The organism is Marisediminitalea alba (genome assembly GCF_002993365.1).
In the GTDB taxonomy this organism is placed as follows: domain Bacteria; phylum Pseudomonadota; class Gammaproteobacteria; order Enterobacterales; family Alteromonadaceae; genus Alteromonas; species Alteromonas alba.
Genome location: NZ_PVNP01000207.1, coordinates 85,406 through 111,739, shown reverse-complemented (window position 1 = coordinate 111,739; position 26,334 = coordinate 85,406). Strand labels below are relative to the sequence as shown.

Genomic DNA, 26,334 nt, shown 5'->3' with positions numbered 1-26,334 from the left:
TAGGGCGTGTTGATCTTTTCTGTACATATTTTGCTCAACAATACATCGGCAGCCACATTAACATAAATGCCAGCGATACCATGCTGGCATAATTTCGCTCTAACTTATCGTATCTAGTTGAAATAGCTCGATATTGCTTAATTCTTGCAAATGCATTTTCAACCAAATGTCGGTATTTGTATAAGCACCAATCCATGCTTTTTTTATCAATATCTTGACCGTAATTCCGTGTAGCAATCACTGGTGTTCCACCGTGGTCACGAACAAAACAGCGGAATTGTTCGCTATCATAGCCTTTATCACAAACGACAGTGTTCACTTCATCAAGCTGTTCAACCAAACTATTCGCATGAACAACATCGTGGCGTTGACCTTCTGATAAGTCGAAACAAATCGGTAATCCTCCACTATCTACAGCTAAGTGAATTTTGGTTGAATTACCCCCACGACTTTTGCCTATTTGCTCTGAGCTTTCAGTTGCTGCTCCTGTGCTATGTTGATGTGCTCGAACTATCGAGCCATCAAGAAAGACCCACTCAAAATCAGCCATGCTAGATAAGCTTTTGAAAAGGTTATCTAAAATCCCTTTCTTTGACCAAAGATTAAATCGTCTGTATACGGTACTCCACTCTCCGAATTCAGAGGGCAGATCTCGCCAAGGAATACCAGTTCTCATTCGATAAAGTATTCCTTCAAATGTCATTCGATGTTCAGTTTTATCGTAAATACGGCCTGTACTTTTCATAACTTGAAGTAGCAGTTCCCATCGAATATCAGTTAGTATTGTTCTTGGCATGGTATTGGTTATGGTTTTACTTTTGGCGAAGCAAATTATAACCCTTTACCATGCTGTTTAAAAATTACTCACGAAAGATCAACACGCCCTAACTATCTGATACTTAGATTAAAACAACAGGATACCGATAAAGTATTAGTGTTAAGTGTCTATTAACATTCTAATAACTGGTAAAAAGGAGCAAAAGTCTGATGCACCACATTGATCAATTGTTCGCGAGCATGTCTGCCGTTACAGCTGTAAGCGATAACCAATGGCGGGTAACTCACCCAGGTTTGCCTGATGACTGGGGGCAGGGGCGTACGGCCTTTGGTGGTATAAGTGCGGCGATGGTGTACTATGCACTGAGCATGATAGTCGCGCCGGATCGCGTCTTGCGCACATTTCACACTAACTTTGTTGGCCCGGTGGTATTTGATGAACCCTTTGAAATCGTCATAGAGCAGTTACGCTCCGGCCGCAATATGTCGCAATATCTGGTAAAGCTGAATCAGGCAGGCAAAGTCAGCGTTTGTGTTCAGGCCTGTTATGGTGTTGAGCTAACCTCGAAATTGCATATCAACAAGCTGCCTTCGCACCAATTTGAACCACCAGATAAGGCAACCTTAATGGGAACCGATGCAGATAAATTGCCGAGGTTTTTTCATCACTACGATCTGGCAATGTTAGAGGGGCAACATCCTTTCACCGGCAGCGCACACTGTCATTATCTCGGCTGGATGCGCAACCACGCGCCGGTAGAGCAATTTGGCCTTACTCACCTCATAGCGTTAATTGATGCATGGCCGCCAGCATTGGTGCAGCAACTTGGAGCCCCGGCACCGATGAGCACGGTAAGCTGGGATCTGGAGTTTGTGAACCCGCTTATTCCCGTTGCCGGTAACCCCTGGTTTGCGTATGAGGTGAATACCCGGTTTGCCGCTAATGGCTATGCCCACACCGAGGCGAAAATTTGGGATGAACAGGAACGATTGGTAGCGCTGAGCCGGCAGGCGGTGGTGGTTTTTGACTAAAAGCTTTTTGCTAAAACATTGATGCTGCCTATCTGGTGACCTTGTAATTAATCTTAAATTGGTTAATTTACGTTAAACTAGAGGTATACAGCGCCTCGTAAGGTGTAGTCGATTAAGGAACAAAATCGAATAATGATCGCAGTATCTGACCTTCTAAAACACTACCCTGACTCATCTTCCCCCATTATCGACCAGCTTTCGCTGAATGTTATCGCCGGGCAATCGGTGAGTATTCAGGGCGCATCCGGCTGTGGTAAATCCACGTTGCTGGCCTTACTGGCGGGGTTTGAACAAAGCTCTGGTGGCACCATTGTGATTGCCGGGCATGCGTTAGAGCGTTTATCCCAGGAAGCCGCCGATTCGTTTAGAATGCATCACCTTGGGGTGATCTTTCAGCAGTTTAATCTGCTGGACTGTTTTAATGTTTGGGATAACGTGGCCTTTACCGCTCGCTTAAAAGGTAACTACAATGCCTCCCGCCAGCAAACCTTGCTGAACAATCTGGGACTGGCGGATCGGCACAAAGCGCCGGTCAGTATGCTCTCTGGTGGCGAGCAGCAACGGGTTGCCATTGCCCGCGCGCTTAACCACCTGCCTGATGTGGTGCTTGCCGATGAGCCCACCGGCAACCTTGATGAGCAAACCAGCGATATAGTGAGCCAGTTGCTGTTTAATTATTGTCAGGAGCAGGGCGCGGCATTGGTGGTCGTAACCCACAGCTCGGATGTTGCCAGGCGCGCTCAAACTCAGTATCGGCTCCATCAGGGCCGGTTAGCGCAAGAGTAATGTCGCGGGCCATGCGAGTTCTTATCCTGGCGCTGGGCACCCAACTGGCCACCTATCGCCAGCGTTTTTGGGAGCCATTGCTAATTATCGTGGCGATCTTTATTGCCAGCGCCGGCCTCACAGCCGTAGCACTTATTAATGCCGGCGCATCCTCTCAGTTAAAGCAGTTTGCGCTGGTTGATGTACCGATTAATTTTCATGTCATTCCGCGCAGTGAAAATAGCCCACTTACGCGTTCTGATTATGCAGCCCTTCGGCGTCAGGGGCTTAACGCCTTAGTGGCTTACACTCAAACCAGTGATCGGCTAGCGGTTGATACGGTTCCGCTGTTTAATCTGTTGCCAGCCGCTAATCGCTCAACGTCTCAGCAAAACAGCATTGCTCAACAGGCGGCGCTCAATGGTATTGAGGATATCAATCAGTTTTACCGTGACGACGTCACTTTACAAACCCATCCCCTAAGCGGCCTGCTGGTGGTTGGGGCACTATCTCCCGAGCAGTATAAGCTGCTGGAAGAATCACTGCCTGCACATCTTCAATTAGCGCCCTTCACGTTGACTTCCTCAGCCAGCAATCTGAGTGACAGTTTCAGCCTCAACCTGTGGGCCATGGGCGCACTGATGGTGCTGGTCAGCATCTTTATTGTGTTTAATGCCTTTAACCTGCTGTTGGCGGCGCGTACGCCGGTGTTGGTTAAACTGCGCCAACTGGGCGTCAGTCAGGCAATATTGCTACGGGTTTTGCAACTAGAAATGTTTATTCTGGCGCTTGTTGGCGCGGTTGGCGGAGTCATTGCCGGGGCTTCTCTGGTTAGTGCTATCACGCCGGTGCTGAGTAACATTTACCGGTTTTTACTGGACGGGCAGTTTAGCGGAGGTCAGTTTTCCACGCCGCGCCTGATGTTGCTGGCCGTTGTGTTTTGTGCAATAGCGGTGATGATAATGGGGCTGTTGATCAGGCAACTTCTGGCTCACAGTCTGGCCCGGCGCAGTTATCTGGTGGCGGTATTTAAGCAGCGTTTTAAACCGGTCTATAACTTCTGGCTGTTACTGAGCTTAGCGGCAGTGGCGCTTGGAGCGTGGCTGGTAGCCAGTCAGCTACAGGCGCTTTTGTATATTGGTCTGGTGCTGATTGCTGGTTGCACCACGGTTGTGTTGCTGATGCCGCAGTTAATGAGCCTGGTTGCACGGCGGATTAGTACAACAAAACCGCTGCTGCACTGGAGTATGCACAATGCAGTGAGTCTTTCGCAGCGCACCAGACTGGCGGCCTGTGCATTTTTTATCGCGCTGGCGGCTAATATTGGCATGAATGTGATGGTCGACAGTTTTCGCCAGGCCACGGAGCAATGGCTGGAGCAACGCCTGTTTGCCCCCTTTTATGTCTACACGGATTTTGAAGGGGATTTATCTAAAGGGGAAGCGGCACCGGTGCCACTGCTTGCCCGCTATGGCAAAGACGTTCGTGTTAACGGGCAAACCCTTGAGTTACGCAGTTTCCCTGATGGTATTGAATATCAACAGTATTTAATGCTCGATGACCAATCGCCCTGGGCCTGGTCTGCTTTTCATGCACAGCGTGGTGTGTTCATTAATCAACAATTTGCGTATCGGGAGGGGCTTAGTACCGGCGACACTGTTAGCTTGCCTTTAACCAGCGGGCTGCAAGCCTTTGAAATAGTGGGCGTGTATCCGGATTACGGTAACCCTAAAGCTCAGGTGTTGCTGCCAGAGGCGCTGCTCTCCAATGAGTATGCGCTTATTTCTGCTTATGCCGCTTTTGCTTCGTCTTCAGAGGAGGCGGCGCTTGAAAGCTGGCTTAACGAGCATAGTGAGTCAGCACGTCTTATCCCGCGAAGCACTCTGATTGAGCAGTCGATGATGGTGTTCTCCCGCACATTTTTAACCACTGACACGTTAAACCTGGTCACTATGCTGGTGGCCGCGCTATCGTTTTTTGTGTCGATTACGCTGTTGGTGATGGATATTAAGCCACAACTGTTGCTGCTGCGCAGCGTTGGCGTCAGCCCGTTTCGTATCAAGCTGTCATTGTTTTCGCAGTATTGTTTTATTGCGGTGAGTTGTGCGTTGCTGGCACTGCCATTTGCGCTGTTACTGGCCTGGTTGCTGGTGAATAAAGTTAATCGCTTTGCCTTTCACTGGACCTATCCGCTCATCCTCGACCCGATGATTATTATGCAAAGTCTACTGATTGGGCTGGGCCTGTTACTGCTACTTATGGCATTGCCGCTTGGCAGGTTACAGGCCAGGTTTTACTCGCAACAGGAAGCACTATGAACAGGCTATTGCTTTTCCTGTTGATATTGGGCTGTACTTTTTCGGCGCCGTTGCAATCCCAACAAGATAAGCGCTCTTCACTGTTTGGCGGTTTTAAGGCCGATAATCAGGCGCAGGTAAGCATTGCACAGCCTGTGTCTTTACCTGCCGATCACGCCCCGCATCAGGGCTATCAGATTGAGTGGTGGTATCTTACACTGCTGCTGGAGAATGATAACGGCGAGCCGTTTAATTATCAGTTTACGTTGTTCAAATTTGCCCGCCCCGAACTGACTTCGAATTGGGGGGAAGGTGTGGTCTGGATGGGGCATTCTTCGTTGCATACTCAGACCCAGCATTATTTTGATGAGAAATTTGCTCAGCAGGGGACGGGGATCGCCAGTTTTAGCATCGCGCCCGTAGCGTTTTATATCGATGAATGGCAGTGGCTGAGTAAACAGCAGGCGGCGCTTTTTCCTGCAGAGCTAAACACCACTTCTGGCCCTGCTGTGCTTACACTTAACCTGACTGCCGATAAGCCCTTTGTAAAACACGGCCAACAGGGCGTGAGTTTTAAAACCGGTGACGGACGCTATCGTTCCTACTACTACAGCCAGCCGTTTATCAACGCCAGCGGCCAGATCACTCTGGATGGAATAACCCATCAGGTTAGCGGCATGGGTTGGTACGATCACGAATGGACATCGCAACTGGCTGATGAAGACGCCTTGGGCTGGGACTGGTTTTCACTGCATTTTGACGACGGGCGAAAACTGATGGCCTTTACCATGTATGTGGAGGGCAGTGAGGCTTATACCACCGGTACGTTAATCAGTGCTCAGGGGGAGCCCCAAACGCTTGGCCCGGATGAGCTGCAGATTTTACCAGTTAACTCCAGTGAGGTGGCAGGCAGGGAAGTCCCGGTTACCTGGCAAATTCGTATCCCAAAGCAGCAAATCGACATTACCACCGAAGCGTTTAAAGCCGACCAGTGGAATGACAGCCGCTATCCCTATTACGAAGGAGCGATTTCATTTGGCGGCAGTCATGCCGGAAAGGGCTATATGGAGCTTACCGGTTACTGATTCCGGGCGCTTCTTTTTGGCTTGTTTTCGATATCAACATAAAAAACAAAATGAGGTACAAGGGCATATCGATAAACGTGGTGTAGGTTAACCATTGATCTTCGGTAAGCAGAGTCGCCACAGCGTAATTAATGCCTGCCATCATTAGCCCGAGAACACTCAGCCCTATAACAAATGGCTGATGTTTTATCGGTGAGTTCAGGTAACGCTCAAAACGAGGGGCGAAGTACCTCCCTTTACGGAATACGCCATCGACTAGCAATACCAGTGCGCCCAGCACTCCCATTATTGTGCCTTTTAGCTGAACAAAAAACTCACTGTCGAAAGTGAGCGATAACAATGCGGATATCAACAGCATAACCGTGCCAAAAACAGCAAAGCCGCCAAGTAAATCCACTTTAACAAAGCGCTGTACCACTACCAGAGCTAAGCCTAAAGCGATGCTGGTAAATGCCGCCACGGTTAAGTCGCCGGTTGTTTTGGACACAATAAAAAATGCCGCCCCTAAGCCGATATCGGCGAAAATGGAGTGTTTGTTTTTTCGCCATTGCTCACTTTGTTTCTGGCGTTCTTGTTTGAGTGTTTCGGTCTCTTGTGCGTGGGTACCGGCGAGTTTTTTTAGTTTCTTATCGGCAAAGTAAATGTCGTTATCCGGGTGACTGGCGCAGATGCGCTCATGGTTATGGTAAACCTCAATGCCAACGGTCAGCCAGTTGATATAGCCCACCGACACTTTTAGCGTATTGCCTGCGTTATCAGAGTGGACAGTATGGGTAAGTACTTTTAGCTCGTCGATAAAGTTACCGGTTAACTCATCAATCAGGTGTCCGTTTTTATACAGCCGCGATGTATAAGTAGTAAATGAAAACGAATAGTGGACTTCATAGTTGCTGTTGTCATAGTTGAATGGACGTCGATAGGTCCATAATCGCATCTGAGGTCTCCTTAAAAGCGAGGAAGTGACGAATCCATTAATCGCCGCACCATCTTTATTAAAACGAAGGTATCTTTATACTACAGCGTTGTTCTGCTACGGTGATGTTTTTGCTGTACTGGACCATAAAGTCCAACTGCACGGTAGAGCGGGCCGGCTGTTTATCCGGGTTAGCCGCTGTGGGTTTCCAGCGCCACCGCTTTAAAGCCTCAATGGCCTTTTTTTCAAATACGCCCTTAGGGAATGAGTCGGTCACTTGTTGTTCCGTAGCTCTGCCTTCATTGTTAACCACAAATGACAAATTCACACAACCTGATAAACCGTCTTTTGCTGCGCTGATCGGATATTGTGGATTTACCCGTTTTGTCTGGGTCCAGAGTGATGCGAACTCAGACTCATCTGCCGGTTGTTCGAGCCCGCTGTCTACCGCCTGTGAGTCTGTGGTCAGTTGGTTACTCGCACAGCCGGCAAGCAGGCTTATCAGACTGATAACAAGGTACTTCTTCATGGCTATGTCCTTTAGCTAATTACGTTGGCAGCGATTTATAGCAAAATTTTAGCAGTGCGTCATTAGCCAACACGGCTCACTACTCGCTGAGCCAGATCCGAAAGGCGCATATTTTGCTCCATGGCAGAGCTTTGTAATTTGCGGTAAGCCTGCTGCTCCGACAAGTTGCCCTGCTGCATCAACAGCAACTTGGCCCGGTCAATCACTTTTTGCTCACTAAGTGCCTGTCTGGCGGCACCGAGCTCATCTGCCATATCCTCGATGCGCTGAGCCTGGCCGCGGATAAGATCGTAAAATGATTTATGCGCCGACAGGGCAGAGCCCTCGGGCAGCTTTTTCGCTTCTCTTCCGGCCCCCTTGAGGCCCTTTACCGTATTGTCGTAAAGCATGGTAATTGGCGTATCAGTAAGTGGTGGTGAACTGTTCAGTGTTGCGATCAGTAATTCATGATTACGCAGCTCTTCTTCGGCCTGTTGAATGCGCAGGGTAGCCTGATCGGTAAGGCGGTCGGTCAGGTGCTCTTCAATTGACTGCATGGCATCAATACGCTGCGTCGCGATGTCGTACCAAATTTCGCTGAGTTCAGCCGAGCATTCTCCGCCAGAGGCCAGCGACTGGATCATTTCGCGTAATCGGGTGATCTGGGTGGCCGTGTCGCTGGTTTGCTGTAACTGCCACATTTGCATTTCTTCGTCATCGGCAAAGTTTTCGAAGGTTTCAAAACAGTGCTGCTGTGAATCACTGAGAGCGCTTATTCTATCTCCGAGATCACTGTCGAAGTGACTTTCAGCAAAGCCAATCGCGCCCCAGGCGCGTTCCTGCCCGGCGTATTCTTTACCCTGCATAAAGTTAAACAGGGCTACCAGCAGGCGGGTCATGGTTGGATCGCTGGCCACATCGGCCGCCTCAAAAACAACGTCGAGTAAACCGGTAATTAAGCGGCAGTAGGCGTTGGTGGATTCCAGCGGGGTAAGTTGCTGAGCAGCAATTTTATTGCGCAAATCGGGTAAGTGATCCATACCCTGCAGGGCAAAGGTGATACTGCTAAGCAATCGCATGGACTGGCCGTTGTCGTGCTGGCCAAGGTAAAGCGACTTAAGCAGGCTGCGTAAATCCTGCTCGCAGACTTCACTGGCGGTAATTTGCTGCTGACGTTGCTCATCAAACCGGTCGCCCTTAGAACCTAAGAATACATTGCTTAAACCACGTTCGCGCTGGAGCTGATGGATCATATCTTTTACGGCTTTAACCGTGCGACAGTTTGACGATAGATGCTGTAATGCCTGAATTTCCTGATGCTTGGCTGACAATAAAAATCGCTTGGTAATGTCACTGTGTTTGCTCATCAGGCGCTCCGAAATATTCGCTGGCTGTTAAACCTGAGAGATAAGCAATTCTTATTCCTATGTAATATTTTAGTCATAAAGCGCGCTGTTTGCGGTTTAAATCAACAGTAAATGGACGGTTTGCCTAAAATACGCGCAATAATAACCGCAGCATAGTAAGTTGTACCGTTAATGGATGCACTTTATTGGTGAAATTGCGCTATCGTGGCGCGCCGTACTTTTGGATAAGCGTTTCTAAAAATTGCGGATTGTTTTTAAGTTATTGATAAATATGTCTAATTTATTTTTATTTAAGTTGGCATCGAAATTGTATTTGTTAAAAACAGCAAACCGTAATGGTTTTACAATTGGAAAAGAATTCGGATAAAGGCGTCCGCAACTTACTTCTCAGGAGTGAGTGCGGACGCCTTTTTTTGTGCCTGACGATTGTAATGAAGTGTTTGTGGGTGTGTTTTTGTTCAATATATTTAGGTGATTAATATGGCGTATTTACTACCTTCTGAGTTTGCAACCAAAATGGTTGATGCGGGTGAATCGAAGATTTACATGTCGACCCGCGACACGTTAATTCGTGCTTTTATGGCTGGTGCTATTCTGGCGCTTGCTGCAGTATTTGCGATTACAATCGCCGTTAAAACCGGTGTGTTTCTGATTGGGGCTATCCTGTTCCCGGTTGGTTTCTGTATGCTTTATCTGATGGGCTTTGACCTGTTAACCGGTGTGTTTGTACTGGCGCCGCTGGCCTGGCTGGCTAAACGGCCCGGGGTTACCTGGCCGCAAATTTTACGTAACTGGGGACTGGTGTTCCTGGGTAACTTTGCCGGTGCGTTAACCGTTGCTTTTATGATGTCGTTTATCTTTACCATGGGTTATAACACCGATGGCGGCGCTATTGCTACCAAAGTGGCCGGTATCGGTGAGGCGCGTACTCTGGGTTATGCTGAATACGGTGCAGCTGGCTGGTTTACTATTTTTATCCGCGGCATGCTGTGTAACTGGATGGTATCACTGGGTGTAGTCGGTGCGATGATTTCTACCCACGTGAGCGGTAAGGTACTGGCGATGTGGATGCCTATCATGCTGTTCTTCTTTATGGGTTTTGAACATTCAGTGGTTAATATGTTCCTGTTCCCGTTTGGCCTGATCATGGGTGGTGACTTCTCTGTGATGGACTATTTCATCTGGAACGAGATCCCAACAGCTTTAGGTAACCTGGTAGGGGGGTTAGCATTCACTGGCCTGACGCTTTATTCAACGCACGTTAAAACTGCACCTAAGCGTGTACTGGCTACTGGTGGTACTAACAAAGCAGTACCGGCGGCGAAAGTGAACGATAAAGTATAAGCTTTTATGCCTGAAGTACGCTGGGGAGCATTCTCCGGCAAAGGAATAAAAACCATTAATCAGGACTGTCACGCAGTGACAGTGCCTGATTTTTCGCGTTTGCAGCGGCGTGGCGTTATTGCCGCCGTTGCAGACGGGATCAGCAGTAGTCAGGTAAGTCAGTACGCCAGCGAACTGGCTATTAATGAGTTTGTTCGCGATTACCTGATGACTGCCAACGTATGGTCACCGGCGCGTGCCGCTGAGCTGGTCCTGCGAACCATTAATACCCGCTTGTATATCAAGTCACAGCTTAGCCCTTATCGGGAGAATCCGGATAAGGGCTACGTGTGTACGTTTAGTGCCGTGCTTCTGTATGGCGATAAAGCCATATTACTGCACTGCGGCGACAGCCGTATTTATCATGTGCGTCAGCACCAGGCCGAGTTGTGTACCGAAGATCATCGTCAGCAAGGTGAGGGTGGCCATCATTACCTCAGTAACGCACTGGGTATTAAACCCGAGTTAAATGTCGATATTAGTGCCAGGGATATTCTGCCCGGCGATATTTTTGTGGTGATGACCGACGGCATCGCCGAAACACTTAGCGTCGAAGACTGGTTAGCCGTTTTGCAACAAGCTGACACCGACTTAACTAAGGGCTGTGAACAGGTTGCCAATATGGCGCTGGATTTCGGTTGTACTGATAACCTGACCATTGCTGCGGTTAACGTTACTGCTATTAACAAGCCGGTGCCAGTGACTTATGGGTCGGCCGGTTACCTGCCATTTATTCAAAGCCCAATCACAGCCAGCAGCGTTATTGACGAGTGGTGTGTGGAAAAGCAGCTAAGCACAACCGATCGCAGTAGCGTATACCTTGCCCGTCACAACCACACTAATGAACAGGTGGTACTTAAAGTGCCTGCCGTGTCGATGCAGGATAACAGTGGCTTTTTAGATGAGATGATTAAAGAGGAGTGGGTGGCTAAGCGGGTTGCTCACCCGCAATTGCTTGCTGGCGTCAGTGAGACGTTTTCCCGTAGCTGCTTTTATATTGTGCTTGCGTACAGCGCGGGCGTTAGTTTACGGCAGTGGCGTGATGATAACGGGGCTCCTGATCTGATGTTACTCAGAGACTGGGCTACGCAATTATCCGGCGCTTTAACCGCACTGCACCGGCAGGGGATATTGCATCAGGATATTCGTCCGGAGAATGTGCTGGTTGGCGACAACAATACCCTTACGCTGATTGACTATGGTGCTGCCAGCTTTTGCGGTCACAACTTTTTAATGGCCAGCGAGCAGTTGTTTATTCCAGGCGATTTGCTGTTTGCTGCGCCAGAGTATTTCGTTGGCCTGTGGCCGGATGAGCGCGCCGAGCAATTCTCTTTAGCGGTATTACTGTATTACCTGTTGTCCGGGGAATACCCCTATGATGCCAGCGTGGCCAAAAAGACCAGTTACTCAGGGTTACTTAAACTGCGTTACATTAGCTTAAATCAGCGCAATGTGTCGGTGCCAGCGTGGCTGGATGCCACTATAAAGCGTGCTTGTCACCCCCAGGCTAACAAGCGCTACGAGAGTTTGTCGGAATTTGTTTATGACCTGCATCATCCTAATCCGGCGTATGGTCGCACGCTACCGTTAATGGAGCGGCACCCGGTAAGGGCATGGCAGGGCATCTCTGGCATTCTGGCTATTATGGTAATTGTGCTGCTGGTGCTGCTGTTCGACATCACGTAGAGCCGCCAAAGCGATGCACCAATAATAGGATTTTGCTTCGTTTTGGTGCGTGTCAGTAGGGTGCATTGAAGTGCGAAAAAAGCTAAGTGATTGAAAATAATTAATTATAAATGTTGGCACTTAACTTGTATTGCTATAGTGGTATCAGAATTACATCAAGACTCTTGTGGCATGTTCGTTGTTAAGCAATAGCAAGCAATAGCAAGCAATAGCGCAACACAGGGGTCTTCACAAACAGATTGGCAAACGCTTAAACAGGCAACGAAGCCCACAACCAGGAATGGTTGTGGGTTTTTTTTTGCCTTTAAAAAAGGTAGACGAAATGAACATTTCATCACGGCAACAACGCATCGTTATTATTGGTAATGGTATGGTGGGTCACCACTTTGTTGAGCAACTGATTAACAGTGAGCACAACTGCCATATCACGGTATTAAGTGGCGAAAGCCGACTGGCTTATGACCGTGTTTACCTCTCCTCTTATTTTTCCGGTAAAACCGCTGCCGACCTGGCGCTGACCGATGAGCAAACCTATCAGGAGTGGGGCGTGAATGCCGTCACCAACGCTTGGGTCACCGACATCGACCGTGAAAAGCAGATCGTTACAACTCAATCAGGCGAGACGTATGAGTACGATACCCTGGTACTGGCAACTGGTTCTTATCCCTTTGTGCCGCCTATTCCGGGTAACGATCAGGAACACTGCCTGGTGTACCGGACCATTGAAGATTTGGAAGCTATCAGCGCTTCTGCCGCACAAAGCAAAGTCGGTGTTGTCGTGGGTGGTGGTCTGTTAGGTCTTGAAGCGGCAAATGCGCTCAAGCAGGCCGGGCTGGATACCCACGTGGTGGAATTTGCCCCGCAGCTGATGGCGGTGCAGCTCGATCCCATGGGGGGGGAGTTGCTCAAAGACAAAATTGAAGCACTTGATGTGCAGGTGCACACGCAAAAAGCCACCGAATGTATTGAAGCGGGTGAAACTTGTCGTTATCGCATGAAGTTCTCTGACGGCACGCACCTGGAAACCGATCTGGTGCTGTTTTCTGCCGGGATCCGCCCGAGCGATCAACTGGCGCGTCAATTTGGGTTGGTGATCGGCGAACGTGGCGGCATCGTTATCGATAATCAGTGTAAAACTTCTGATGAGAATGTTTATGCCATTGGCGAGTGTGCCCTGTGGGATAAGAAGATCTATGGTCTGGTAGCCCCTGGCTATGCCATGGCACGTGCTGCTGTTGCCGATATCATCGGTGGTGAGGGCGAATTTACCGGCTTTGATATGAGTACCAAACTGAAGCTGATGGGCGTGGAAGTGGGCTCTATTGGTGATGCCCATGGCCGTACTCCCGGCGCATTGTCTTACACCTATCATAACCAGCCGGAAGGGGTATATAAAAAGCTGGTTGTCGATGCCAATAAATCACTGGTGCTGGGCGCGGTACTGATTGGTGATACCAGCGATTACGACACCCTGTTGCAGTATGCCCTGAACAGTATCGCCTTGCCGGACAGTCCTGAATCGTTAATCCTACCCTCTGCTGGCGAAAAGCCACAACTGGGAGCCGATGCACTGGGCGATACGGCGACTATTTGTTCTTGCCACAATGTTTCCAAAGGTGACATCGTAGGCGCAATCGATAGCGGTTGCTGCTCAGTAGGTGATGTAAAATCCAACACCAAAGCGGCCACTGGCTGTGGCGGTTGTGCGGCGTTACTGAAAAACGTGGTCGACAGCGAGCTGGAAAAACGTGGCGTAGAAGTGTCCAAAGCCATTTGTGAGCACTTTGATTATTCACGTCAGGAGCTGTATCACCTGATTCAGGTGGGTAAAATCCAAAGCTTTGAAGAACTGCTGGAAAAACACGGTAAAGGCCTTGGCTGTGACATATGTAAACCTGCAGCAGCGTCTATCTTTGCGTCAGTATGGAATGACTACATTCTGGCTAACCAGCATCAACCGCTTCAGGACACCAATGATACCTATCTGGGCAATATGCAAAAAGACGGTACTTATTCCATCGTGCCACGGGTAGCAGGCGGGGAAATTACCCCTGACAAACTCATTCTGTTAGGTGATGTGGCCAAGCGCTATAACTTGTATACCAAGATTACCGGTGGTCAGCGTATCGATTTATTCGGTGCCCGTGTCGACCAGCTTCCAGCCATCTGGGAAGAGCTGGTGGCAGGCGGGTTTGAAACCGGGCATGCCTATGCCAAGGCGTTGCGGACCGTTAAGTCCTGTGTAGGCAGTACCTGGTGCCGTTATGGTGTGCAGGACTCAGTTGGCCAGGCCATTGATTTAGAAAACCGCTACAAAGGCTTGCGCGCCCCGCACAAAATTAAATTTGCCGTGTCAGGCTGTACCCGTGAATGCGCTGAAGCGCAGGGCAAAGACATTGGCGTTATCGCCACCGAAAACGGCTGGAACCTCTACGTTTGTGGTAACGGTGGGATGAAACCGCGCCACGCAGATTTATTCGCCACCGATCTGGACGATGCCACGCTGGTTAAATACATCGACCGTGTGCTGATGTTCTACACAAAAACGGCAGACCGTTTACAACGCACATCGGTGTGGATGGAAAATCTGGAGGGCGGCCTGGAGTATCTCAAATCAGTGGTGATTGACGATTCGCTGGGCATTTGTGACGAGCTAGAAGCACAGATGCAGCATATCGCCGATACCTATCAGTGCGAGTGGAAAACCACCGTTGAATCGCCTGAAGCATTAAAACGTTTTCGTCAGTTCGTTAACAGTGATGAGTCGGATTCAAATATCCAGTTCGTTACCGAGCGCGAGCAGATTCGTCCGGCCACCAAGGCCGAAAAATTCTCGGCTGGTAAAGCCATTCCCGTAGAACTCGTTTAGGAGAATTATCATGCAGGCTCAGGCTAATATTATTGCTCAATGGCATGATGTGTGTCATGTGGATGACCTGGTCACCAATAGTGGTGTGTGTGCGCTGATAGGCGATGTACAGGTAGCGATTTTCAGTGTACAGCTCGACGGCGAAGAGAACCTTTTCGCCATCAACAACTGGGATCCCATTGGTGAGGCCAATGTACTGTATCGAGGTATCGTAGGAACGTTAACCGATAAAATTGTCGTGGCGTCACCGCTTTACAAAGAGCACTACGATTTGGATTCGGGCGCTTGCCTTGAACGCGATGACATCAGCGTTAACACCTATCCGGTGCGCGTTGAACAAGACCGCGTATTAATCGAACTTTAATAACAGGTGATAAGATGAATGCCATGCTGTTGCAAGTAAACACAAAGCACCAAGTAGCCAATAAACTGGTACAAACCACTTGTCCCTACTGCGGTGTGGGCTGTGGTGTGGATGTGGTGCAAAGCGGCGGCATGACTGGCAGTCTCAGCGAGCTGAAAGGTTCCGCTGAACATCCGGCCAACTATGGGCGCCTGTGTATCAAGGGCACCCATCTGCTGGAGACCCTGGATGGCAATAAGCGTTTACTTAAGCCGGTGGTGTTTGGGCAACCGGCCAGCTGGGATGAAGCCACGTCGATCATCGCGGCCAGAATGAAGAGTATTATTGAGCAACATGGCCCGGATGCTGTAGCGATTTACGGTTCTGGACAGTTGCTCACCGAAGATTACTACGTAGCCAATAAACTGATGAAAGGATTTATTGGTACTGCGAATATCGATACTAACTCGCGGCTGTGTATGTCTTCTGCGGTGGTGGCCCACAAACGGGCCTTTGGCGAAGACATTGTGCCGTGTAATTACGAAGACCTTGAGCACACTGATTTACTGATCCTGACCGGCAGCAACGCGGCCTGGACGCACCCGGTATTATTCCAGCGCATTGAACGGGCTAAACTGCGTAACCCGGACATGAAAGTAGTGGTAGTGGATCCCAGAGAAACCGACAGCTGTTCACTGGCCGATTTGCATGTGGCGCTTAAGCCAGGCACCGATGCCGTATTGTTTTGTGGCTTGCTGAATTATCTTGCCCATCACAATGCCCTTGACGATACGTTTATTCAAAATTCAACCAATGGGTTTGCCGAAGCGCTGGCCGAAGCTTCAGCGTGGACAGTCGCGAAAGTTGCCCAAACCTGTGATGTACCGGTTGCCGTAATAGAGCAGTTGTTCAATTGGTTTGCGAGTCTGCCGCGGGCAATTACGTTTTTCTCCATGGGCATTAATCAGTCAACCAGTGGTGTGGATAAAGGCAATGCCATTATCAACTGCCACCTAGCCTCAGGCAAAATCGGCAAAGAGGGTAGCGGGCCGTTTTCGATTACTGGTCAGCCCAATGCCATGGGCGGCCGAGAGGTTGGCGGTCTATCCAATATGCTGGCTGCGCATATGGATATCGATAATCCGGAGCACCATGCTACGGTTAAAGCATTCTGGCAGGCACCGAATCTAATCACTAAGCCCGGTTTACGGGCCGTGGATATGTTTCAGGCTGCGGCTGATGGTAAAGTTAAATGCCTTTGGATCATGGCGACCAACCCGGTGGCAAGTATGCCAAACCGCGCGTTAGTGGAAGCGGCGCTCAAAAATTGTGAGCTGGTCATTGTTTCCGACACCGCAGCCCAAACCGATACCCTTAACTATGCTCACATCGCGTTGCCAGCAACGGGCTGGTCTGAGAAAAACGGCACCGTGACTAATTCTGAGCGACGAATTTCCCGTCAGCGCGGATTGGTTGAACCCATGGGTGAAGCCAAACACGACTGGGAAATTCTGTCGATGGTAGGCCGGGCAATGGGCTTTGAAGAGGCTTTCGCCTATCAGCATCCCGCCGAGATTTTTGCAGAGCATTGTGCACTCACTGCAGCCAATAACAACGGCAGCCGAGCACTGGATTTGGGCCCGTTGGCCGACTTAAACATCGCACAATACGATAGTCTGCGCCCGCAGCAATGGCCCCTGAGTAACACCCACCGTATTGGGACAGACCGGCTGTTTGCTGACGGGTCTTTTTACACGCCAGACGGCAAAGCTAATTTTGTGGCCATCACGCCACGTTTACCTGAGCAGCAAACCAGCGCCGAATACCCGTTTGTATTAAACACCGGCCGCGTGCGGGACCAGTGGCACACCATGACCCGTACTGGTAACGCGCCGCGCTTACTCAAACATATCGACCGGCCCTGGTTAAGTATTCATCCAGTGGATGCACAAGTACTTGACGTTAAAGACGGTGATCTGATCAAAGCCGAAGCGGCCTGTAGTGGTGGGATAGAAGTCATTCTGCCGGTAAAAATAGATGATAAACAGCGTCGTGGCGAAATGTTTGCGCCTTTCCACTGGTCTGCTACCTGGGGCTCTCATGCCCGGGTTGGCGCGTTGTTAAATGGCGCGAACGATGCGCTGTCCGGACAGCCGGAATTAAAACACGGGGCGATAAAGCTAAGCCCGGTGGCTATGCAAAGCTATGGCCTGGTGTATGGCGAAGAAACATTGGTTAATGCTTTGCAGTCAGCAACTTATTACTATCTGAATACGCTAACGTCGGTGGCTGCCTGCATCGAAATAGCCGATCAGCGTGACCCGCAAAGCATGGTGGCTGAGGTAATAAAACACCTGCCAAAAGATGCCCAGTGGGCAACGCTGCAAGGACCACATCAGTTAAGCATAGTGGTTACTCGTAAAAATAAGCTGGTTCTGGCGATATTGTTAGCGGATAAACCCACCGATATTCCCCGTGACTGGCTGGATAGTCTTTATAACGGTGATGAACTGTCACCTGAGCAAATTAATGGCCTGCTGGAACAGCAACCCGATGATGCCTTTTTACTGGGCAAAGTGGTGTGTAGCTGTTTCGGGGTTAGAGAAAACACCATTAAACAAGCCATTGCTGAAGGCAATAATACCGTGGCAGGGCTGGGTAAAGCGCTTAAATGCGGCACCAACTGCGGTTCTTGTAAAACAGAGCTAGCCAGTTTAATCGAATCGACTTCGGCCGTGTCGAAGCCACATCTTAAAGAGGAAACGACCAATGAATATGCGCTTTAATACACTGATGATGCCACTGATGCTAAAAGTGTCCCGTTTGGGCGCGGCCTTGTTTGGTCAGCAAAATGATACTCCCGCAGACAGAAATACTGCCGGGCGAAATGGTCAACCCGGTGAAGTGTTTATTGTTGGTGCCGGACCGGGTGATGTTGAACTGCTCACGCTGAAGGCATACCGCTTATTACAGGAAGCCGACGTGGTGTTATTTGACTGGCTGGTGGATCAGTCTGTACTCGATTGTATTCCCCGTCATGTGGCCCGCGAGTTTGTGGGTAAACGTTGTGGCAAGCACAGCGTGCCCCAGGAAATGATTTGCCAGAGGCTGGTTGAGCTTGGGCTTGAGGGTAAGCGGGTAGTGCGCTTAAAAGGCGGCGATCCGGCGATTTTTGCCCGCACCAGCGAAGAAACTGATGCCCTTCATCAGGCGGGTATTCCGTTTGCTATTGTGCCTGGTATTACCGCTGCATCGGGTGCTTCGGCCTATACCGGAATTCCATTAACCGACCGCCGTTTTGCTCAGTCTGTGCGATTTATGACCGCGCAGTTTAAGGACCCGGCCAAAGAGGCAGACTGGCAGGCCATTGCCCAAAGCAGTGCGCGGGAAACCACGGTGGTTTATATGGGGCTGAAGCGTTTAGCGTTGTTATCTCAGCGTCTTACAGAAGCCGGTGTTGATGCTAACTTACCCGTTGCAGTGATTGAAAACGCGTGTTGTAATCAACAGCAGGTTATCGTTGGCACCGTCAGCGATATTTATCAACGCGTGCTCGACGCGGCAATCGAAGGACCGGCACTTACCGTGATTGGTCATGTGGTTTCTGCCCGTCAGCCCATCACCGCCGATTTGTTACATCATACCTATGAGCAACGCGCCATTTAGCGAATACATCAAAGCCCTCGGCAAAGGCCAGCGGGGCGCCCGGCATCTTACGCAAGCTGAAGCTTTTGATGCTTTTTCTCAATTACTCAACCAATCTGTAGCGCCGGAACAAGCCGGCGCTTTTTTGATGCTGCTGCGCATGCAGGAAGAATCTGTTGAAGAGCTATGCGGCTTTATTGCCGCCTGTCGCGACAAGTTACCCGCCGCATTAAGCGCAATGCAAGCCAGTGTGGATATTGGTTGTTATGCCGGTAAACGCCGACAATTACCCTGGTATTTATTGAGCGCGGCGTTACTTGCAAGCGTTGGCTACCGGGTGTGCCTGCATGGTGCCAGTGAGCCCGGTTCAAAACGCTTTTATGCCAGCCATGCCCTGGCCGAGTTGGGTTTGCCACTGGCAACGTCGGTGCAACATGCCGAGCAAACCATGGGCAGCATGAATGCCTGTTATCTGGATTTAGGCATTGCCCTACCCGAGCTGGACAGGATTATTAAACTGCGCGAATTATTTGGCTTACGGTCCTGTGCCAATACCCTGGCAAGGCTGTTAAACCCCAGTAATGCGCCGTTTGCAGTACAGGGGGTATACCATACTCACCTGGATGAGCGACATGCCAAAGTTAATGAAACCTTCAGCTCGCAGCAGTCACTGGTGTTTCGTGGCGACGGCGGCGACCCTGAGGTGAATCGCGACAGACCAACAGATTTGTATTACACCCGAAGCGGCGCCACTACCAAAGTGGTGTTACCCGAAGCGGATGGCTGGGCAATGAAAGAACGTGATTTCTCAGTGGCGACGATGTTAGCGGTGTGGCGGGGCGATTTGGAACACGGTTTTGCCCGTCAGGCCGTGATTGCTTCGCTGGCGGTGTATCTGATGTTACTGGAAAAATTAAGGCAGCAAGAGGCCCAACAGCGGGCAACAGAGCTATGGCAAATGCGCCATAAGCAGGCATTGCCTTTTCACAGTGAGCACTGACAGTGCACAAAATGCACTACGATGAGTCGCTGAATTTCGGCGACAAATAACCGAAATCCATAAGTTGTTGAAATTAATAATTATTAAATGTTGGCACTAAATGTGTATATATCTAATTAGCAATACTAGTATGCGCTATACCTAAACAATTTATTAATACCTTGCTGTCTTCTAACGAGGCGAGGTATACGGCAACGAAGCCCACCCGTTCACAATGACGATGTCATTTCGAACGGGTGGGTTTTTTTTTGGCTTAAGGAAAGTACATGTTACACAAGACTGTAAAACACAAGTTCAAGCAGGTGGCAGGTTCGCTGACACTGGTTGCGTCATTATTTACTGCCTCAGTGACTACCGTGTCTGCTGAGGATATTGGCTGGCCAGAAAAAGAAGAACTGAAGTTTGGTTTTATCAAGCTTACCGATATGGCGCCACTGGCGATTGCTTATGAAAAGGGCTATTTCGAAGACGAAGGTCTGTACGTGACGCTGGAAGCCCAGGCTAACTGGAAAGTGTTACTCGACCGCGTAATTGATGGTCAGCTCGATGGCGCGCACATGCTGGCTGGTCAGCCGCTCGGCGCCACCATTGGTTTTGGTACCCAGTCGCACATTATTACTGCTTTCAGCATGGACTTAAATGGTAACGGGATCACCGTTTCTAACGATGTCTGGGCTGAGATGGAAAAGCACATTCCGGTTGAAAATGGCAAGCCAGTACATCCAATTAAAGCCGACTACTTAAAGCCGGTGGTTGAGAGTTACAAACAAGCGGGCAAGCCATTTAAAATGGGCATGGTATTTCCGGTTTCCACGCATAACTATGAACTGCGTTACTGGTTAGCCGCAGGCGGTATCCACCCGGGTTACTATGCACCGCACAAAGGCGATACCTCAGGCCAAATCGATGCTCAGGCGCTGCTTTCGGTAACGCCACCACCACAAATGCCAGCTACTATGGAAGCCGGTACCATTTTCGGTTACTGCGTAGGTGAACCGTGGAATCAACAAGCGGTATTTAAAGGTATTGGTGTACCGGTTATCACCGACTACGAAATCTGGAAAAACAACCCGGAAAAAGTGTTCGGTGTGAGCAAAACCTGGGCCGAAGAAAACCCCAATACGCACATTCGTGTGGTTAAGGCGATGATCCGCGCCGCCATGTGGTTAGATGCAAACAACAACGCTAACCGCCCGGAAGCCGTTAAAATTCTGGCCAAGAGCAGCTATGTGGGTGCCGATGCCGACGTTATTGCCAACAGCATGACCGGTACCTTTGAATACGAAAAAGGCGATAAGCGTGAAGTGCCAGACTTTAATACTTTCTTCCGCCACAACGCGACTTACCCGTACTATAGCGATGCGATTTGGTATTTAACCCAGATGCGCCGTTGGGGTCAGATTGCAGAGCCTAAGTCTGACGACTGGTACATGCAGACAGCAAAGAGCGTATACCGCCCTGATATCTACACCATGGCTGCCAAAGCACTGATTGAAGAAGGTCTGGCAGATCCTAAAGATTTCCCTGACTTCGACACAGAAACCGGCTTTAAGCCGCCGCAAACAGAGTTTATCGATAACGTTACGTTTGATGGCAGCAAGCCCAATGAATACTTAGAGAAATTCTCAATTGGTCTGAAAGGCGACACGGTTCTGTAACCGTGTCTCCCGGACCCTCGATGATAAAAGGTAAAGACGATGAGTAAATCGGTACCAGTTGTCAGCCATATTGGCCAGATCCGCGGTAAAAATGTGTTAGGGAATATTATGTCCACCGTACCAAAATTATTGATGCCTGTTGTTGGCATATTATTATTCCTCGCGATTTGGAATGTGGTAGCCAAAAACATCGATACGTCGCTGGGGCAGTTTCCTGGCCCGGCGCAGGTGTGGGAACAAACCTTTACGTTAATCGATGAACACAGCGCGCAGCGAGAGAAAGCCGCCGCATTTTACGAGCGCCAGGAAGTTCGCAACGCCAAGCGTGTTGCACAGGACCCGACCTACGTGCCGAAAATCCGTGATTTTACCGGCGCGCCAACCTTCTTCGATCAGATATGGACCAGTCTATACACGGTGATGGTGGGCTTTTTTATTGCCAGCATCGTGGCGGTGCCGGTGGGAATTCTGTGTGGTCTGAGTAAGTCCGCTTACTCGGCCATGAACCCGCTGATCCAGATTTTTAAACCGGTGTCACCGCTGGCCTGGTTACCTTTGGTGACCATGGTGGTCAGTGCGGTGTACGTGAGTGATGACCCGATGTTTTCCAAATCGTTTATTACCTCGGCTTTCACCGTATCGTTGTGCTGCTTATGGCCCACGCTGATAAATACTGCAGTAGGCGTTTCTAACATCGATTCAGATCTGGTGAACGTGAGCAAGGTACTGCGGTTAAAGCCATTAAGCCATGTGCAGAAAATCGTTCTGCCAGCCTCTATTCCAATGATTTTTACCGGTTTACGTTTGTCACTGGGCATCGGCTGGATGGTGCTGATAGCGGCCGAGATGCTCGCACAGAACCCGGGCCTGGGTAAGTTTGTCTGGGACGAGTTCCAGAATGGTAGCTCAGAGTCACTGGCACGCATCATGGTAGCGGTTATCACCATTGGTTTAATTGGTTTCCTGCTCGACCGTCTGATGCTGTCGGTACAGCGGTTGGTAAGCTGGGACAAAAACGCAGTGCTGCGCTAAGCGGCTAATATATTCGAGGAAATAAATTATGCAAAGCAGACATTTAGAACTCAGCCAGGTAGGGATTGACTTTCCTACGCCTAAAGGGCCGTTTACTGCGTTAACCGATGTGAATCTGAAGATTCAGAAAGGGGAATTTATCTCGCTGATTGGTCACTCAGGCTGCGGTAAATCTACCGTGTTAAATATTGTCGCCGGTCTGCATCAGGCAACCACAGGTGGCGTTATTCTCGACGGTGCCGAAGTGAAAGAGCCTGGCCCTGAGCGGGCAGTGGTGTTCCAGAACCATTCTCTGCTGCCCTGGTTATCCTGCTACAAAAACGTCGAGCTGGCCGTGAAGCAGACCCAGAAAGGTAAATCCAAACAGGAAATCCGTGACTGGGTAATGCACAACATGGAACTGGTGCACATGACCCATGCACTGGACAAGCTGCCATCGGAAATCTCCGGTGGTATGAAGCAGCGGGTGGGCATTGCCCGGGCGCTGGCCATGGAACCTAAAGTGCTGCTAATGGATGAACCCTTCGGCGCCCTTGATGCGCTGACCCGGGCTCATTTGCAGGACTCACTGATGGAGATCCATGCAGATTTGGGTAATACGGTGATCATGATCACTCACGATGTAGATGAAGCGGTGTTGTTATCTGACCGCATCGTAATGATGACTAACGGCCCGGCAGCTACCATTGGCGAAATTCTCGACGTTAAACTCGAACGTCCCCGGGACCGTCTGGCACTGGCTGATAACCCTGAATATAACCACTATCGTCATGAAGTGCTGACCTTCCTGTACGAAAAACAGAAAAAAGTGGAAACCGTTTCGGGCCATAAAAAAAGCAAGCAGTCCGGCGCCAAAAAGAAGTCTGACGCCGCTTAAGTAATCTCAATAAAAACAATTTGTTAGCTCGGCCTGTAGAGGCCGGGCCGGGTATTCTCACGCTCAATTTAGGAATTTATCATGAAAACACAATGCTCTTTCTTCAAACGAGGCCTGCTGGCTACGGTTATTTCTGCGGCCTTATTACCTGCCGCCCAGGCGGCTACTGAGTGGCATGATGCGTTATCAGACTCCAAGGCATCAGCCAGTTTTCGCCTGCGTTACGAAGGCGCGAATCAGGATAATGCGGTAAAAGATGCCAGCGCACTGACGCTGCGTACTTTACTTAGCTTTGAATCCGGTGAGTACAACGGCTTTTCATTCAAAGCGGATTTGGAAGATGTGACCATCGTAATGGGGCAGGGCGACTACACTGTTGGCCCGGCTGGGTATAACCTCGGCGAATATTCAGTGATTGCCGACCCGGAAACCACCGAACTGAATCAGGGCTATGTGCAGTTTAAAAATGACGGCCTGACCGTAAAAGCCGGCCGCCAGATTATTGCGCTGGACGGCCACCGTTTTGTAGGACACGTTGGCTGGCGTCAGGATTGGCAGACCTATGATGCGGTATCGGTAAACTATAAGGCAAGTGATAAACTGAATGCGTTTTATGCCTATCTCAATAAGCGTAACCGTATTTTTGGTGAAGCCGCGGATATTGATTCAAAAGACCATTTGCTCAACGTAAGTTACAAAGATGACTTTGGTAAGTTAACCGCTTATGCCTACTTGCTTGAAGTGGATAACAACACTGATAACAGCCTGGATACCTACGGTGTAAGTTATAGCGGAGCTTATAAAACGGATTCGGTTAAATGGCTTTACAACGCAGAGTTTGCTACCCAGTCAAGCGAAGCGGCAGCGACTGATTATTCTGCCACCTACGCAATGTTAGAAGCGGGCGCGGTGGTTTCAGGCGTAACAGCTAAGTTAGGCTATGAGCTACTGGGCTCTGATGATGGCATGTACGGCTTTGCCACACCACTGGCGACCCTGCATAAATTTAATGGTTGGTCTGATCAATGGTTAGGTACGCCAGCCCAGGGCTTACAGGATGTCTACGTGAGTGCCGCAACCAAGTTTGCCGGTGGTAAATGGTTGTTTGTGTATCATGACTTCAGTGCAGATGAAGCGAGCAGCACGGTTGACGACCTGGGTAGTGAGATCAATATCCAGTACACCACCAAAATTGCTGAAAAATTTAGCTTCGGCGCTAAATATGCCAATTATTCAGCAGGCGACATTAAGGTAGATACTGATAAACTATGGGTATGGATAGCCACTAAGTTTTAATCAGACCATGACAGCAGCCGCGATAGATAAGCTGATCCAGCAGCCTCCGTATCACAGCCTGGGATTCATCCTGGCCGGAGGCAGCTCCAGACGAATGGGGAGTGACAAAGCGCAACTCAAAGTGGGTCAGCAAACCATGCTGGATATCGCGGCTGATGTGCTTCGCGCGGCAGCGGTGAATCAGCATTTTGTGGTGGGCGGTGCTCTAGCTGATTTAGTCGAACAACAGTCAGGGCAGGGGCCTGCCAGTGCTATTTGTGATGTGCTGGCGCGTTTTTCTGCAGCAGAGGGGAGTCAGCGTCTGGCTTTGTTTATGCCGGTTGATATGCCCCGTCTTTCTGTTTTCAGCATCAATACCTTACTTGAGTACGCCAGGCGTAGCCAACAAACCGCTTATTACAGTGCGCACTATTTACCCTTGGTTATACCTGTCAACATGCAATCTCAGGCGTCTGCGCAGAAGTTGATTGCCGCTGACTCGTCACCTTCGGTACGTAAATTACTGGCCTGCCTGAATGCCCAGCCCGTGGCATTTAGTGGCAAAGCGGGTGAGCTGGTAAATATTAATCGCCCTGAAGAACTGGCCGGGTTAAGTTTTTAACAGGGCTTCCTTTACGTCCTCGGGCAACGTACTGGTATAGTCTGCCAGATCCTGACTCTTATCTTTTACCGTAATGTATTGGTGGGCGTAGTAGAGTATGTTGATCCAGGCTTTATCTTCTTCAAGCGGCGCATCCTGAATATCCAGTAGCGGCGCGATTAACTCTTCCGGGAAACACCACAGGGTAAGTAAAAATACCGTAATAAGAATATCCGGATGCGTGCTCACTTTGTTTAGCTGGGCAGCCAGTTGCGGTGAGTTCTCATTGACCATTGCCAGTACCAGTCGGCCAGTGCCATTTAATACCGCTGCGGTAAATACCTTTTCCTTGCATTTGGCCGGACAATTCAGTGCAACCGCCAGGGCTTTGCCACAGGCCGCCATTTGACTGGTGCTTTCACAGACTTGCTGGTGGAGCGCGGCGGGCATGAGATGCGCGGTTTCAGTCTCCAGTACAAAACTGATGGTCAGGGCGTAAAGTAACTGTGTACCAAGTCTGCTAATGGCTTCTTCCAGGGTATCGGTGGTGCGCTGGAAACCCAGGTAGGCCGAATTGGCAACCTGCATAATACGCGCGCCGATCAACGGTTCTTCAAGAATAATATCGGCAATCTGACTGGCGTTTGTGTTTTCATCATTTAGCGCGGTACGTAACTTTTCGATAATTTCGGGCAATACCGGCAACTGGCTTAACTGACCCAGGCATTGTTGTTGGGAGTGGGTGACCGGCAGGGCTTTTAGCTTCTCTACGTGGCTTAACAGTTCACCGAGATGTTCGTCGCTAAAAGGTTTATTGAGCAGGCTGTGGGCATTGCCGCTATTGCCAAGCAAGATTTCGTCCCGGGTATCGCCGGTCATCAGTACGCGAATAGACAAAGGATATTTGTGGGCGACTTGCTGGAGTAACTCTGCGCCGTTGATCCCCGGCATTCGGTAATCGCAAAATACAATATCCGGATAGGCTTTCTCTCGCAATGACTCTTGCCATGTTAACGGCTGATTGATGAAAGTGGCATCCCAGTTTGGGATCAGGCGCCGTGAAGTACGCCTGATTGCCTTGAGCATCAGTTCATCGTCGTCGATAAACACTGCATAGTAGTTATTGGTCATCGTTGCTTTACTGCCAGCCTCAATAGCAAAAGTCATTCTGCCCGCCATCTTGTACCTATAGCCGCGAGAGTTGCTTCACATGGCTAAATG

Annotated in this window: 21 protein-coding genes and 2 pseudogenes; 18 read left to right on the top strand and 5 right to left on the bottom strand. The window is 49.7% G+C overall.

Translation table 11 applies throughout. The features are described from left to right. Positions 1-34: 34 nt before the first annotated feature. Positions 35-796 carry an IS5 family transposase gene (locus C6Y40_RS22685; RefSeq protein WP_105932999.1) on the bottom strand — a complete coding sequence of 254 codons (762 nt, stop codon included), beginning with the start codon at positions 794-796 and terminating at the stop codon, positions 35-37. Positions 797-987: 191 nt separating this feature from the next. Between C6Y40_RS22685 and C6Y40_RS22680 the strand changes: the two genes are divergently transcribed. From C6Y40_RS22680 to C6Y40_RS22665, 4 genes are all read left to right on the top strand, one after another. Further along, the gene (locus C6Y40_RS22680; protein ID WP_105936669.1) at positions 988-1,809 is read left to right on the top strand and encodes an acyl-CoA thioesterase; all 822 of its coding nucleotides are present in this window, start codon (positions 988-990) and stop codon (positions 1,807-1,809) included. A 132-nt stretch (positions 1,810-1,941) separates the two neighbouring features. Further along, positions 1,942-2,595, top strand: coding sequence for an ABC transporter ATP-binding protein (locus C6Y40_RS22675; protein ID WP_105936668.1), 654 nt, complete (start codon positions 1,942-1,944; stop codon positions 2,593-2,595). Between the two features lie 11 nt (positions 2,596-2,606). Beyond that, a complete protein-coding gene (locus tag C6Y40_RS22670; protein ID WP_146129632.1) occupies positions 2,607-4,892 on the top strand; it encodes an ABC transporter permease in 2,286 nt (761 codons plus the stop codon). Then, the gene (locus C6Y40_RS22665) at positions 4,889-5,956 is read left to right on the top strand and encodes a lipocalin-like domain-containing protein (protein ID WP_105936666.1); all 1,068 of its coding nucleotides are present in this window, start codon (positions 4,889-4,891) and stop codon (positions 5,954-5,956) included. The genes C6Y40_RS22670 and C6Y40_RS22665 overlap by 4 nt, the downstream gene beginning before the upstream one ends. Here C6Y40_RS22665 and C6Y40_RS22660 read toward each other — a convergent pair. The 3 genes from C6Y40_RS22660 to C6Y40_RS22650 form a co-directional block, all read right to left on the bottom strand. After that, a complete protein-coding gene (locus tag C6Y40_RS22660; protein WP_105936665.1) occupies positions 5,943-6,890 on the bottom strand; it encodes a septation protein IspZ in 948 nt (315 codons plus the stop codon). The genes C6Y40_RS22665 and C6Y40_RS22660 overlap by 14 nt on opposite strands. Positions 6,891-6,948: 58 nt before the next feature. Beyond that, positions 6,949-7,398 carry an energy transducer TonB gene (locus C6Y40_RS22655; RefSeq protein WP_105936664.1) on the bottom strand — a complete coding sequence of 150 codons (450 nt, stop codon included), beginning with the start codon at positions 7,396-7,398 and terminating at the stop codon, positions 6,949-6,951. Between the two features lie 62 nt (positions 7,399-7,460). Continuing rightward, positions 7,461-8,744 (bottom strand): nitrate- and nitrite sensing domain-containing protein, encoded by a 1,284-nt coding sequence (locus C6Y40_RS22650; protein WP_105936663.1) that lies wholly within the window; start codon positions 8,742-8,744, stop codon positions 7,461-7,463. A gap of 480 nt (positions 8,745-9,224) precedes the next feature. On the opposite strand from C6Y40_RS22650, the gene C6Y40_RS22645 reads away from it, so the two are divergent. The 14 genes and pseudogenes from C6Y40_RS22645 (at position 9,225) to mobA (ending at position 25,134) form a co-directional block, all read left to right on the top strand. After that, the gene (locus C6Y40_RS22645) at positions 9,225-10,088 is read left to right on the top strand and encodes a formate/nitrite transporter family protein (protein WP_105936662.1); all 864 of its coding nucleotides are present in this window, start codon (positions 9,225-9,227) and stop codon (positions 10,086-10,088) included. A gap of 6 nt (positions 10,089-10,094) precedes the next feature. Continuing rightward, complete coding sequence (locus tag C6Y40_RS22640; protein WP_105936661.1) at positions 10,095-11,813, top strand: bifunctional protein-serine/threonine kinase/phosphatase; 1,719 nt, start codon at positions 10,095-10,097, stop codon at positions 11,811-11,813. Positions 11,814-12,135: 322 nt separating this feature from the next. After that, positions 12,136-14,682: a nitrite reductase large subunit NirB gene (nirB, locus tag C6Y40_RS22635; protein WP_105936675.1), complete on the top strand. Its 2,547-nt coding sequence runs from the start codon at positions 12,136-12,138 to the stop codon at positions 14,680-14,682. Positions 14,683-14,692: 10 nt separating this feature from the next. After that, positions 14,693-15,046, top strand: a complete 354-nt coding sequence (gene nirD, locus C6Y40_RS22630) for a nitrite reductase small subunit NirD (RefSeq protein WP_105936660.1) — start codon at positions 14,693-14,695, stop codon at positions 15,044-15,046. A 14-nt stretch (positions 15,047-15,060) separates the two neighbouring features. Then, positions 15,061-16,536, top strand: a pseudogene (locus C6Y40_RS25635) (molybdopterin-dependent oxidoreductase); the annotation flags it as partial. 6 nt (positions 16,537-16,542) lie between these two features. Beyond that, positions 16,543-17,181, top strand: a pseudogene (locus C6Y40_RS25630) (molybdopterin oxidoreductase family protein); the annotation flags it as partial. Positions 17,182-17,220: 39 nt separating this feature from the next. Beyond that, positions 17,221-17,811, top strand: a complete 591-nt coding sequence (locus C6Y40_RS25625) for a (2Fe-2S)-binding protein (protein WP_420836952.1) — start codon at positions 17,221-17,223, stop codon at positions 17,809-17,811. Further along, positions 17,795-18,691, top strand: coding sequence for a uroporphyrinogen-III C-methyltransferase (gene cobA / locus C6Y40_RS22620; protein ID WP_105936659.1), 897 nt, complete (start codon positions 17,795-17,797; stop codon positions 18,689-18,691). Before C6Y40_RS25625 ends, cobA begins: the two co-directional genes overlap by 17 nt. Beyond that, on the top strand, positions 18,672-19,670 hold the full coding sequence (locus tag C6Y40_RS22615) for a glycosyl transferase family protein (protein ID WP_105936658.1): 999 nt from the start codon (positions 18,672-18,674) through the stop codon (positions 19,668-19,670). Before cobA ends, C6Y40_RS22615 begins: the two co-directional genes overlap by 20 nt. Before the next feature lie 266 nt (positions 19,671-19,936). Beyond that, the gene (locus C6Y40_RS22610) at positions 19,937-21,328 is read left to right on the top strand and encodes a CmpA/NrtA family ABC transporter substrate-binding protein (protein WP_105936657.1); all 1,392 of its coding nucleotides are present in this window, start codon (positions 19,937-19,939) and stop codon (positions 21,326-21,328) included. A gap of 108 nt (positions 21,329-21,436) precedes the next feature. Beyond that, a complete protein-coding gene (locus C6Y40_RS22605; RefSeq protein ID WP_240622061.1) occupies positions 21,437-22,360 on the top strand; it encodes an ABC transporter permease in 924 nt (307 codons plus the stop codon). Positions 22,361-22,388: 28 nt separating this feature from the next. Then, complete coding sequence (locus C6Y40_RS22600) at positions 22,389-23,237, top strand: ABC transporter ATP-binding protein (protein ID WP_105936655.1); 849 nt, start codon at positions 22,389-22,391, stop codon at positions 23,235-23,237. Positions 23,238-23,318: 81 nt separating this feature from the next. Next, the gene (locus tag C6Y40_RS22595; RefSeq protein WP_105936654.1) at positions 23,319-24,533 is read left to right on the top strand and encodes an alginate export family protein; all 1,215 of its coding nucleotides are present in this window, start codon (positions 23,319-23,321) and stop codon (positions 24,531-24,533) included. Positions 24,534-24,540: 7 nt separating this feature from the next. Then, positions 24,541-25,134 (top strand): molybdenum cofactor guanylyltransferase, encoded by a 594-nt coding sequence (mobA, locus tag C6Y40_RS22590; RefSeq protein ID WP_105936653.1) that lies wholly within the window; start codon positions 24,541-24,543, stop codon positions 25,132-25,134. Here the strand turns inward: mobA and C6Y40_RS22585 are convergent. Further along, positions 25,123-26,280, bottom strand: a complete 1,158-nt coding sequence (locus tag C6Y40_RS22585) for an HDOD domain-containing protein (RefSeq protein ID WP_170308562.1) — start codon at positions 26,278-26,280, stop codon at positions 25,123-25,125. The genes mobA and C6Y40_RS22585 overlap by 12 nt on opposite strands. Positions 26,281-26,334: the final 54 nt, after the last annotated feature.